The organism is Clostridium sp. CTA-6 (assembly GCF_054768115.1).
Genome location: NZ_BAAAAU010000001.1, coordinates 334,657 through 347,399, shown reverse-complemented (window position 1 = coordinate 347,399; position 12,743 = coordinate 334,657). Strand labels below are relative to the sequence as shown.

Here is a 12,743-nt window from a genome sequence, read left to right as displayed (position 1 = left end):
TTTACACAAATTCCATAATTCTAAACTACAAAAATATTACTTAGTTTAATTAAATAAAAGCATCTACCTTTGGTTAGATCCAATATAGCAGATGCTCTTTCTTTTATTTAAGCTTAATGCCCTTTTCAATAAATTCTATTTTACCTTCTTTTAAAAGTCTTCCTACTGCTCTTTTAAATGCATTTTTACTCATGTTCAAAAGTTCCTTTATAGCTCTTGGATCACTATTATCATTTAAATAAAGCTTACCGCCATTAGAATTTAGCTTTTCTAAAATAGTATCTACATCCTCATCCATTTGTTTGTATGCTTTTTTTCTAATGCTTAAATCTAGTTTACCATCTTCCTTTACTTTAGTTACTCTAGCCTCCACTATATCTCCATATCTAAACTTTCCATATAATTCATTTTTAGGTATTAGTCCATGGTATTCATCGTCTACAGCAACAAAAGCTCCTATTTCTCTTTTTATATCATATATAAACCCTTTAACTTCATCATCCTCTTTATAAGGGGATTCTGTACTTAATACTCTATATACATTCATACTAGCACATAGTCTATCGCTTTTGTCTATGTATAAATAAACTAAACATTCCATTCCTTCCTGTATACCGTAAGTTTGTTCTTTAAAGGGTAAAAATAAATCTCTTTCTAGTCCCCAGTCTAAAAAAGCTCCCATTTTAGTTTTTTCTATAACCTTTAAAGGAGCTATTTCCCCAATAGTTATTTTAGGCCTATTTATAGTAGCTATCATCCTATCTTCTGAATCCCTATAAACAAAGACTTCTACTTCGTCACCTATTTTAGCATCTTTAGGCACTTGCTTTCCAGGTAATAATATATCATTTTCACTTTTATCCTCTTTAGAATTTAAATATACTCCCATAGGAGCCTCTCTTATTATTTCTAACTTTTGTATTTCACCTAACTTTATCATACTGCACCTTCTTTATTAATTAATTTAATACTATTTATGTAAAATAATCTATTTATATTAAACAATAATTTTTAAAATTATTAATTATTTACCACAATTTCACTGAATATATTTACCTACATAAGTATAACTTATACATTATACCATATAATTCTCATATTTATATATATTTAATTATTTTACTAATGTTTATTATTATTTTGTATATATAAGTAATATTTTATACTTAATAATACATTATCACTCTTTATATTTTCAAAACAAAAAGAGGAGCCTCAAAATAACTTTTATTTTAAGACACCACCTTTTTATTTATTAAATTAATACTTTTTCTTTTTATGGTTGTTTTTTGATTTATTTATAGAGCTACTTCTTTTCTTTTTATTATTATCTTTATGCGCTGAAGTAGATTTGTCTTTACTCTTTGGATAGCTGGAACTTTTTTCTTTAGAATTAATCAAAGTTCCCTTATAAATCTTTTTTTCCTCTATATTGATATTAAATTCTTTTTCATACTTTCTTATTAATGGTATTTCCTTTTCTGTTATTATGGAAATAGCAGTTCCTTCCTTAGAAGCTCTTCCTGTTCTTCCTACTCTATGCAAGTATTCCTTTGGGTTTTCAGGTAAATCTAAATTAAATATATGAGTTACGTCTTTTACATCAAGTCCTCTAGCGGATAAATCCGATGAAACTAATATTTGAATTTTTCCTAATCTAAAATCTTCTAAAGCTTTTTTACGTTGTTCTTTTTCTGCAGCACCATATATGCCATAGGCTTTAATTTTATGATATTGAAGTTTTAGTGTAGTTAATTCTATTTCTTCATTTCTATTTATAAATACAATAGCTCTTTTAGGATTTGTAGCTGCTATAAGTTTCCTTAAAATTTCAATTCTTTCTCTATGTTCTCCAGTAATATATAAATGCTTAATATTTTCATTTACAGTATTTTTTTCTTTAACTTTTACTATTTGAGGTTCCTTCATTAAATCCTTTGCAATATTTAAAGTAGATTCAGTTATTGTAGCTGAAAATAACATCAACTGTCTTTCTCTTAAAGTTGCCTTTATTACATCCTTTACTACTTTTAAATTATTTTTATCTAAAAGTTTATCCCCTTCATCTATAACTATAGTTTTAACTGTATGCGCAGTTATTTTTTTCTTCTTTATAAGCTCTAATATTCTTCCTGGAGATCCTACAATAATATGTGGTTTTTCTTTTAATTTTTCAATCTGTCTTTTTATATTTGCCTCTCCTATTATAGCCATAGATTTTACATCCATATTTGAATTTGAAGATATATTTTTTATCTCATTATTTATCTGCATAGCTAATTCATGAGTAGGAGCTAATATAATAGCTTGCATTTCTCTTTTTTCTGTATTTATTTTTTTAAATATAGGCAATAGGTAAGCTAAAGTTTTTCCAGTACCTGTTTCTGACTGACCTATTATATCTTTATTTTCCATAGCTAAAGGTATAGTCTTTTCTTGAATTTCTGTAGGTATATTTATATTTAACTTTTTTAGTCCCTCAATTAATTTAGGCTCCAAATTTAATTTATCAAATGAATCATTCATATTATTCTCCTTTATATAATGTATATAAATTATATTTATAATTAAAAACTTATATAAGTTTAAACTTAGGAAATCATTTTGTCAAGAAATTAATCCATCTTATACCAAGCAACTCATACAGCTAAATTACTACATTCACTTTAAATTCATAGTATCATCTATTCATAGTATCATCTAATTATTTTTTAATATTAAAATTTATAAACTTCTGCATCATTTAATTTATTGAACAAAATTACTATGTTATAATGTAATCACTATATATTACTTATTAATGAAACTCCTCATAAAAACAAGTAAAAATATAAAGTAATATTTTTTATATACGAAATATACAATAAATAAAATATAAGCATTTTTTTGCTATAATCCAGAAAGTGGGGTAATAAAATGGAGACTAATATATTATTAGAATCTGGTACAGGAGAAGTAGAAATAATAGAATTTTTAGTTAATAATAAACACTATGCTATTAATGTTATAAAAGTAAAAGAAGTAATAGAAGTAGATAATGTAACTAAGGTACCTCAAAGTGATCCAGCTATCGAAGGATTAATTCTATGCAGGGAAAAGATTTTCCCACTAATAGACCTTTCTTATATATTGGATCAAAAGAATACTTCAAAGAAAAAATTTAAAACTATTATATGTGAATTCAATAGGGTTAGTGTAGCTTTTAAAATAGATGAAATAGTAGCTGTTCACCGAATAGGTTGGGATAAAATATTGAAACCAGATGATATAGCTGCTAATCCATTGGTCATAGGGAACATATTATTAAAAGATAAAATTATATTATTACTAGATTTTGAAAAAATAGTTACAGATATAAATCCAAGTACAGGTATTAGTGAAGAAAGAATAGTTAATGTAGATTACAAAGATAGATCTCATATTAAGGTATTTTTAGCTGATGATTCTTCCTTAATAAGAAAGCTTTTAAAAGACACCCTTACTAAAGCTGGATTTAAAAAGCTAACTATATTTGATGATGGAAAGCAAGCTTTAGACAAATTACTTGAACTAGTAGAGAAAAAAGGCGAAGATTTTACAGAGGATGTACAAATTCTTATTACAGATATAGAAATGCCCCAAATGGATGGACATACTCTTACAAGAAAAGTTAAAGAACACCCGATACTTAAAAGACTTCCTGTTATAATATTTTCCTCTTTAATTACAAAGGATTTAAAACATAAAGGAACCTCTGTAGGAGCAGATGCTCAATTAAGTAAACCAGATATAGGTGAATTAGTAAGTATAATAGATAATTATATAGAATAAAACCTCACTAATTAAACAGAAAATTCAAATCGTAAGGGACTCACACCAAATTTGATATTTGGTGTGAGTCCCTTACTTTTGTAGTAAAAGAGTAGAAGTTTTATAATTATAAAAAAATATCTAAACTATATTAAAATAGGCAGAAGCTCACTGTATATCCCTATACCCTCATCTTTTTTTTATAATAATATAGCTTCTTCTACTCTTTCAAATCCTATTCTCTCTATCATTTTAGCTAATCTTTCACCGGGATTTCCCATTTCACTATATACATCAAAAATCCTTTGTACTAAAGCTGGTATTTCCTCTTCTTTGTACAATCCCTTTAATCTATTACCTATTCTATATTCCCTTCCAAATCTTCCACCTAAATATACTTGTAATCCTTGATCTTTAATGGCCATAGCTCCAAAAGGGCATACTGTAGCGCATTTACCACAATTTACACATAAGTCTTTTTTATATACTATTTTTTTATTTTCTACAGTAACAGCCTTTTGTCTACAGGATTTAGTACATATACCGCAGGCTTTACATTTTTCTTCATTAAGTTCCACATATGCCTGTCCCATAATTCCTATATCATTAATAGATGCCTTAGCACAGTTATTAGGACATCCTACTAGAGTTATTTTAAACTTTGATGGCAATTCATAGCCAAAGTATTTATCATGAAGCTCACCACAAAGTTTTTGTGTATCATATAATCCATGAACGCAAACGGTACCTTTACAAGATACTAAAGGTCTCACTCTTTTACCTGTACCTCCATGAGCCATGCCACTAGATACTATTTCTTTTTTTACTGCTTCTATATCTTTGTATTTAATCCAAGGAATTTCTGTAGCTAATCTTGTAGTAACTCCTAAATAGCCTTTTCCATAATTATCTGCTATTTCTGCCAATTTTATAATCTGTTTAGAAGTAAAATTCCCCGCTCTACTTAATATTCTTACAGAAAAATATCCTTCTTGTTTTTGAGCTAAAAATCCTTCACCTTTAAGTTTTGCAATTTCATTTTTACTTATCATTTTCATTAGTTGCCTTTAAAGTAACCCTTTTATGGTTATTTTAGCTTTAAAATTATTTTTAAATATAGATTTTTATTAATTTAATACTAAAATAAATATAAAATAGGTCAGTATTAAAGCAACAATTCACCTCCCCTTCTATTTTGTTCCATTATTAAATTAGTCTTTGTAAAAAACTTAAAACTTCTTTAATCTAAGATTACTTTCATAATTTTTAAATAAAAATTATATAACCTCCTATAATTTCTCAATTATAATATTACTATAATCTATAATAATAATAAAATAGTTATTTAATTATATATATAATAAGTATAACCTTATATATTTATTTTAATTTATCATAAAAATGTAAAAATAATACAAACCAAATAAGATGATGTCTCAAAATAAAATAGACTTAATTTAGCACCGCTATGGCAAAAGTATACTTTATCAACAAATTTATTTTGCTAAAAAGTTCTAAACCTAGCTCCATCAAAATTAAATCTACTTTGAGACACCATCTTTATAAAATAAACTTTATCTTATGATTCCACTCTGTAATCATCATCCTTCTAAAGTAGGATATAAGATCTTCCACACTTCTTATATATAAAACTTTCTATATTAAACTACTACATTTTATATTTATGTAAAATATTATAAATTTTAATATATTAAAGTTATTTACACACATCAATCCATAAACCTTTAGTTATACCTTCTAGCTCATCTAAGGTTACTTCTATTGCAGTATTTGCATTACCTGCTGCAGGGTATACTTTTTCAAATTCTTTTAATGATTGATCTAAATATATATCTATAGGATTTTCAAGCCCAAAAGGACATACTCCTCCAATGGCATGACCTGTTACTTCCAATACTACCTCTGGAGTCATCATTTTGCCCTTTCCATTAAAATGAGCTTTAAACTTTTTATTATCTATTCTAGCATCGCCTTTAGCTACTATAAGCATATCTTCTCCCTTAACATGAAAAGCTAAAGTTTTTGCTATTTGACCTGGTTCTACTCCTAAAGCTTTTGCTGCTAATTCTACTGTAGCTGTACTTTCATCAAATTCTAATATTTTGAGATTTAAATTTTCATCTGTGAATTGTTTTTTTACACTTTCTAAACTCATAATCCTCACCTTCTTTTTATATCTAGTATACAAGGTATAATCCCCTTATCATAGCTATACATTACTTTTATTATATGTTTTTTCTTAAAATTTAATTTTAAGAATTAGAGTTGAATAATGATTCCACCCTTATAATGATTTTTATGTATATTATATCATATTAAAGTAACTAAGACTTCTGTTGCTTTTTATAAAATACTGCTTTAAAAATTAATTTTATTTAAAATAATTTACTGATTTGAAAAGTTTGAAAGATTAACAAATACCTTCTTTTTAAATGGCTTATTTTATGGTATAATGTCGCGAGAACATAAATTTTAGTAAAGGATGGTATAGACTTGATTACAGTAACAAATTTAAGTTTAAGATATGGGGACAAAAAACTTTTTGAAGATGTAAACCTTAAATTTACACCTGGTAACTGCTATGGTGTTATAGGTGCTAATGGTGCCGGCAAGAGTACCTTTTTAAAAATTTTATCTGGAGAAATAGAGGCTAATACTGGAGATGTATCTATACAGCCGGGAGTTAGAATGTCTATTTTAAAACAAGATCACTTTAAATACGATGAATTTCCTGTTTTAGAAACAGTTATAATGGGAAATGAAAGACTTTATCAAATAATGAAAGAAAAAGATGCTATATATGCTAAAACTCCTTTTACAGATGAGGATGGCATAAAAGCCTCTGAACTAGAGGGAGAATTTGCAGACCTAAACGGTTGGGAAGCAGAAGCTGAAGCTTCATCCTTACTTCAAGGCTTAGGAATAGGCACAGAGCTTCACGAAAAAAATATGAAGGATTTATCCGGTAGCGAAAAGGTAAAAGTATTACTAGCCCAGGCATTATTCGGTAATCCCGGAGTTCTTATACTAGATGAGCCTACTAACCACTTAGATATAAAATCTGTGAACTGGCTTGAAGAATTCTTAATAAATTTTGAAGGAACAGTTATTGTAGTATCCCATGATAGACATTTCTTAAATAAAGTATGTACTCACATGGCAGATGTTGACTTTGGTAAAATTAAACTATATGTAGGAAACTATGATTTTTGGTATGAATCTAGCCAATTAGCGCTTCAAATGGCTAAAGATCAAAACAAGAAAAAAGAAGAAAAAATAAAAGAGCTTCAGGAATTCATTGCTCGTTTTAGTGCTAATGCATCTAAATCTAAGCAAGCCACTTCCCGTAAAAAATTATTAGATAAAATCGATTTAGATAACATACAGCCTTCTAGTAGAAAATATCCTTACATAGCCTTTAAACCCGAAAGAGAAGTTGGTAATGATATATTAAGAGTAGAGGGTTTAACTAAAACTATAGACGGAACAAAAGTATTGGATAATATAAGCTTTATAATAGGTAAAGATGATAAAATAGCTTTTGTAGGAGACGAATTATCTATAACTACTCTATTTAAAATAATATCTGGTGAACTAAAACCAGATAGTGGTGAATATAAATGGGGAATAACTATAACAAATGCTTATTTTCCAAAGGATAATTCTGAATACTTTAATGATGTAGATTTAAATTTAGTAGATTGGTTAAGACAATACTCTGAAGAAAAATCTGAAAGCTATCTACGTGGATTCCTAGGAAGAATGTTATTCTCTGGTGAAGAGGCCTTAAAAGAGGTTAAAGTTCTATCTGGTGGAGAAAAGGTTAGATGTATGCTATCAAAAATGATGCTAAATAATGCTAATGTAATTATATTAGATCAACCAACTAACCACTTAGATCTAGAATCTATAACTGCACTAAATAATGGTTTAATGGACTATAAGAGTAATGTATTATTTACTTCTCATGACCATCAATTTATACAAACTATAGCCAATAGAATTATAGAAGTATCTCCAACAAAATTTGTTGATAAAAAGGTTACTTATGATGAATATTTAGAAAGCAAATAAAAAACTATTTTGAAAATAAAAATCATAAAATCTAGAATGTATAACTAAATATATCCAAAACACTATCAATTTATTAAAATTTGATAGTGTTTTTTTAACAATAATAATTATAAAATAAATTTAATTCTTTACACTTTATATAGATTTAATAAAAAAATGAAGAGACATTAATAAAAATTTATTAATGTCTCTTCATTTTTTGTATATTGCAAACTTTTTAGTCTCTTAATTACTATTCTGTTTTAAATTTATTCATTTCATTTAACATATCCTGTGTCATTTCATTTAAACTTTGAGCTGTATTAGCCACTTCCTCTGAGGATGCACTCATCTCCTCAGAAGATGCAGATATTTCTTCTGCAGAAGCAGATATTTCCTCAGATATAGATGCTATAGTTTCTGATTTATTTAAAATTTCATTCTTATTTTTTTCTATAATATTAGCTGAATTATTTATATTTCTTATTTTAGGTATCATATTTGTAACAGATTTTGATATTTCCATGAAAGAATTCATAGCTTCATCTGCAGTAGATTTTTGACCATTTAATTTTTCATTTACTTCATTTGAACTTTTAACCATATCCTTAGTATCCTCTAAAACTCCATTTACTATGTTATATATGTCCTCTGAAGACTTTCTACTCATCTCAGCAAGCTTTCTTATTTCCTCTGCCACCACTGCAAATCCTTTTCCTGATTCTCCAGCACGAGCAGCTTCTATAGCAGCATTTAAAGCTAAAAGATTAGTTTTTTCAGCTATATCATTTATGAGATTAGTTATCTCATTGATTTTTTGTACATTAGATTCCATAGTCCAAATTTTTGTTTCAAAATTTTCAAATACCTTAGTTAAATTTTCTATAGAATTTAAAAGCTCCTTCATGTCTTTATTACTAACATTTGCTTTTTCATCTATTTCTTTAGACATTCCATCTATTTCTACTATGTTATTTACTGTAGAATTTATTTTATCGCTGAAATCATTAAGCATAGATACTATTTCAGTTAAAGCTTGTGCTTGATTAGTGGCACCTGTAGCTACTTCTTGTATTGCTGTTGATACATTCTCTGTGGTAGCTGTAAACTCCTCTGATATAGCGGCTAAATTATTTGCTTTATCATCTATATTAAAGGAATTGCCCTTTAAACTATTTATCATATTTCCTATAGAAAGCACCGTTTTAGATAGAGCCTTTGCCATATGACCTATCTCATCCTTTTCCTTCTCTATGTTTGAATTTACATTAGTTGTCAAATCCCCTGTTGCCACTATGTTTAAACTATCTCTCATGGATATTAAATTATTAGATATTTGTGTAGAAATAAACCATATGCAAACTAAAGCTATACCTATTCCTAAAATAGATACTATAATTATATTTCTTGTAATTTCAGCTACTTCTTTTAAAATTTCATTCTTAGGTGCATATATAGCTAAAGACCAACCGGTACTTTTCATTGGACTATAACTTATATATTTTTCAGCTCCTTTATATTTATATTGTCCAGTGCCTTCTTTTCCTTCAATCATTGACTTCTCTATAGCCGCTATTGGTTTTAATTCTTCATTACTTTGAGCATCTTTTATACTATTTTCTCTTTTAATAACAGATTCTTTATTTTTATGAGCTATTACTGTTCCAGTAGAATCTATTAAATATGCTCCTCCAGCTTCTCCTACCTTTATACTATTTGAAATATTGCTTATATCATTTCCCGCTCTTACAGCTGTAAGTGCCCCCATAATAGTATTGCCATTTTTAATTGGGACTGTATAAATTATAACTACCTTACCATCAACTTTACTTACTATAGGTTCGGATATAGTACTCTTTCCTTCCATTGCTTTTTTAAAATAAGGTCTATCCTTTATATTAACTGTAGTACCATCAGTTTGGATTGACTGGCCCCCTTTACCAACTATACCCATTTTTATATGTCCATGTAATTTAATTTCCTCATCTAATATGGTTTTCTTTTTATCCCAGCCTAGCTTTGGATCTTTTATTGTTGGCATATTAGCTACAGTTTCTATTGAATCAAGAGTTCCATTAAGACGTGCTTCTATATTTTGAACTGCTTGTCTACTTACCTCTGACATAAGACTTGAAGCTTTTCTTTCTATCATTTTTTTGGACATGAAATATGCCATAAATGATATTGCAATACAAATAATTAAAAAAAGGGATAGAAAATATGTAAGCATTTTCCCTTTCATGGTTTTAAATTTCATTTATTACTCCTCCTTATAAAATATACTTAGTTATTACCTTTTATTATTCGATATTTTTTTCATAAATCTTTACAATATATTAATTATTTTAAAATAAATATAAAATATACAATTATATTTGTTATAAAATGTTGTTTAATTAAAGGTAACCCTTTCCATTTGATACTTTTTTGCTTTCAATATCTAATCAAATATATATAATAAAACACTAGAAAGGTTTAAATCTCTCTAGTGTTTATATAAATTACAATTATAAAATTTTATAAAATCATTAAAACATTATTCTATTTTCACTATATAATTTAACTACTTTTATATTTACTGAAACTAGATTTACTATACTAAAAAACTACAACTTGTTAATTATTATAAGTTTAATTTATTATAGCTTTTGAACATTTATAGCTACAGGCCCTTTTTCTCTTTCTATTATATCAAATAATACCTCTTCACCTTCATGCAAATCCTTATTATGAGTTTTTTCTTTTACCTGCATAGAATGAACATATACATCTTTTCCATTATTCCCTGATATAAAACCATATCCTCTTTCATTATCAAACCATTTAACTATTCCTGTATGCATACTCATTTATATCTCTCCTTTAAATATTTAGTACATATACTTACACTAATTCATCTCTATTTATATATTCTTTGCTTTTTATAAATTCCATATACCAAATAAACTTAATAAAAACTTTTAAAAATTTAAAGGTAGAATGGGTAAAAACAAATCTGTTTTTACCCACTCTACCTTTAAATTAAAATATGTTAAAGATGGATACTTAAAATACTAATCTAAATTTGAACTTTACTAATTATTTCATTTAAATTTAATACAACTTCTTTTAATGTTTCTGCCGCTTCCATAGTACTATCCGCTATTTTGGTTTGCTCTTGGGTAGATGCTGAAACCTCTTCTAACCCTGCTGCAGACTCCTCTGATATGGCTGATATAGAATGAATTGATTCCAATATATTATCTTTATCTTTAGATACTCTTGTTATATTATCATATAAATTTGTAATTTGATCTATTGTATTTTTTGTGCTATGTTCTATCGTATTAAATACTTTCTTAGTATCCTCTACTGCATTGTTCACTTCTAAGATTATATTTTCACTTTCATTCATGCTATTTTTAGAATCATTTACTTTTTTCTGTATCTCCTGTATTTCTTGAGATATTTCTCTTGTAGATTCTTCCACTTGCTCTGATAACTTTCTTACTTCTTCTGCTACCACAGCAAAACCTTTCCCTGCTTCTCCTGCACGTGCCGCCTCTATAGCAGCATTTAAAGCTAATAAATTAGTTTGCTCTGCTATATCTTGAATTTTCACCACTATCTCTCCTATAGAATTAGACTTAGTCCATAATTCATTTACATTTTGACCTACCATAAATAATGCAGTTTTATTTTCAACAAATTTTTTATTTAGTATATCTATACTGTCTCTTCCTTTAATATTTTCTTTTTCTGTTTCTTTAGAAAAATCTTTTACCTTATTAGCTGTATCTACAACTCCATTAAGTTCCTCAGAAAAACCAGATAAACTCTCAACTATTATCTGTGAATTTTTAGCTTGATCTACAGACCCTTTTGCTAATTCTTCTAGAGTTTTTCCTACAGCCTCTATAGAATCAGCTGTAGTTTCTGAAGATTGTGATAAAATTTGAGAATTTGAAAGTAACAAATTAGAATTATCTTTTACACTTTCAAATATATGCCTTAACTGTTCTCTTAAATCTACTACAGCCTGTCCTATTACTCCTGTCTCATCTTTAAACTTTAATATATTATTGAAATTTTCATCATCAACCAAATTAAAATTTGCAGTTTTTTCTACTAATTTTGTTATATGAAGTATAGGAGAAGATATTTTTTTACCTAAAGTTATCCCTGCCGTAATGGCTAATGATAACATTACTACCATCATTATTAAAAGAAAAGTAATCTTATTAAAAATTTGTTTTTCTAAACTTTTTTGCTCAGTTAACATAATTTTATCTATAGTATCTATATAATTTCCTGTACCTATTACCCAATCAAAAGGTTTAAATAATTTGCTATAAGATCTTTTTGGTAAAGCTTCACTTCCCCCTTCTTTAGGAAAATAATAATCCGTAAATCCACCTTCTTCTTTTTTGCCATTTTCTATTATTTCTTTTATTAAATATTTTCCTTTAGCATCCTGCATTTCTAATCTACTTTTGCCCTCTGTATCTTTTCCTAGCAAAACTACATTTATACCCTCTAAAGTATCTGCCCAAAAATACCCTTCTTTTCCATATCTCATGTCTCTTAATAAATCTGCTCCTAACTTTTTAGCTTCTTGTAATTTTAGCTCTCCTTTTTGGTAACGTTTATTAATCCCCTCCAAAACACTGATTGCACTTTCAACTTCATTTTGTATACCTAAATCATAAGACTGTACCATTATTTTTCGTTGATTTTCCAGCACTTTATCTTTTGTACTAAATAATTGATATATTGAGAAGCCTCCTATACAAAATGCTGTAATAGTAGATATTAGTATAGCCATAATTGCTATTTTGGTGCTTATTTTTTTCATCTCAAAATCCTCCGTCTCTTATTAAAATATATTTATAATTATATGT

At 27.4% G+C, this 12,743-nt stretch carries 9 protein-coding genes; 2 read left to right on the top strand and 7 right to left on the bottom strand.

The window, feature by feature from the left end; all coding sequences use genetic code 11:
* Positions 1–103: 103 nt before the first annotated feature.
* Together ACYUDJ_RS01465 and ACYUDJ_RS01460 are read right to left on the bottom strand one after the other, a co-directional pair.
* Positions 104–940, bottom strand: a complete 837-nt coding sequence (locus ACYUDJ_RS01465; RefSeq protein WP_003486067.1) for a CvfB family protein — start codon at positions 938–940, stop codon at positions 104–106.
* Between the two features lie 320 nt (positions 941–1,260).
* Positions 1,261–2,526: a DEAD/DEAH box helicase gene (locus ACYUDJ_RS01460; protein WP_003486070.1), complete on the bottom strand. Its 1,266-nt coding sequence runs from the start codon at positions 2,524–2,526 to the stop codon at positions 1,261–1,263.
* 390 nt (positions 2,527–2,916) lie between these two features.
* On the opposite strand from ACYUDJ_RS01460, the gene ACYUDJ_RS01455 reads away from it, so the two are divergent.
* On the top strand, positions 2,917–3,810 hold the full coding sequence (locus ACYUDJ_RS01455) for a chemotaxis protein (protein WP_043031906.1): 894 nt from the start codon (positions 2,917–2,919) through the stop codon (positions 3,808–3,810).
* Between the two features lie 179 nt (positions 3,811–3,989).
* Here the strand turns inward: ACYUDJ_RS01455 and ACYUDJ_RS01450 are convergent, their stop codons facing one another.
* Positions 3,990–4,847 carry a 4Fe-4S binding protein gene (locus tag ACYUDJ_RS01450; RefSeq protein WP_003486077.1) on the bottom strand — a complete coding sequence of 286 codons (858 nt, stop codon included), beginning with the start codon at positions 4,845–4,847 and terminating at the stop codon, positions 3,990–3,992.
* Between the two features lie 659 nt (positions 4,848–5,506).
* Entirely contained in the window at positions 5,507–5,965 is a 459-nt protein-coding gene (locus ACYUDJ_RS01445; protein WP_003486079.1) for a YbaK/EbsC family protein, read from the bottom strand.
* Positions 5,966–6,303: 338 nt separating this feature from the next.
* Between ACYUDJ_RS01445 and ACYUDJ_RS01440 the strand changes: the two genes are divergently transcribed.
* On the top strand, positions 6,304–7,884 hold the full coding sequence (locus ACYUDJ_RS01440; RefSeq protein WP_003486080.1) for an ABC-F family ATP-binding cassette domain-containing protein: 1,581 nt from the start codon (positions 6,304–6,306) through the stop codon (positions 7,882–7,884).
* Positions 7,885–8,116: 232 nt separating this feature from the next.
* Here the strand turns inward: ACYUDJ_RS01440 and ACYUDJ_RS01435 are convergent, their stop codons facing one another.
* From ACYUDJ_RS01435 to ACYUDJ_RS01425, 3 genes are all read right to left on the bottom strand, one after another.
* Complete coding sequence (locus ACYUDJ_RS01435) at positions 8,117–10,120, bottom strand: methyl-accepting chemotaxis protein (protein WP_003486082.1); 2,004 nt, start codon at positions 10,118–10,120, stop codon at positions 8,117–8,119.
* Between the two features lie 382 nt (positions 10,121–10,502).
* A complete protein-coding gene (locus ACYUDJ_RS01430; RefSeq protein WP_003486084.1) occupies positions 10,503–10,712 on the bottom strand; it encodes a cold-shock protein in 210 nt (69 codons plus the stop codon).
* Positions 10,713–10,921: 209 nt separating this feature from the next.
* Positions 10,922–12,697, bottom strand: coding sequence for a methyl-accepting chemotaxis protein (locus tag ACYUDJ_RS01425; protein WP_043031905.1), 1,776 nt, complete (start codon positions 12,695–12,697; stop codon positions 10,922–10,924).
* Positions 12,698–12,743: the final 46 nt, after the last annotated feature.

What these genes read in the sequence shown, in the direction of transcription:
- ACYUDJ_RS01465 (WP_003486067.1), bottom strand. Translation starts at nt 940, where the DNA reads ATGATAAAGTTAGGTGAAATACAAAAGTTAGAAATAATAAGAGAGGCT.
- ACYUDJ_RS01460 (WP_003486070.1), bottom strand. Translation starts at nt 2,526, where the DNA reads ATGAATGATTCATTTGATAAATTAAATTTGGAGCCTAAATTAATTGAG.
- ACYUDJ_RS01455 (WP_043031906.1), top strand. Translation starts at nt 2,917, where the DNA reads ATGGAGACTAATATATTATTAGAATCTGGTACAGGAGAAGTAGAAATA.
- ACYUDJ_RS01450 (WP_003486077.1), bottom strand. Translation starts at nt 4,847, where the DNA reads ATGAAAATGATAAGTAAAAATGAAATTGCAAAACTTAAAGGTGAAGGA.
- ACYUDJ_RS01445 (WP_003486079.1), bottom strand. Translation starts at nt 5,965, where the DNA reads ATGAGTTTAGAAAGTGTAAAAAAACAATTCACAGATGAAAATTTAAAT.
- ACYUDJ_RS01435 (WP_003486082.1), bottom strand. Translation starts at nt 10,120, where the DNA reads ATGAAATTTAAAACCATGAAAGGGAAAATGCTTACATATTTTCTATCC.
- ACYUDJ_RS01430 (WP_003486084.1), bottom strand. Translation starts at nt 10,712, where the DNA reads ATGAGTATGCATACAGGAATAGTTAAATGGTTTGATAATGAAAGAGGA.
- ACYUDJ_RS01425 (WP_043031905.1), bottom strand. Translation starts at nt 12,697, where the DNA reads ATGAAAAAAATAAGCACCAAAATAGCAATTATGGCTATACTAATATCT.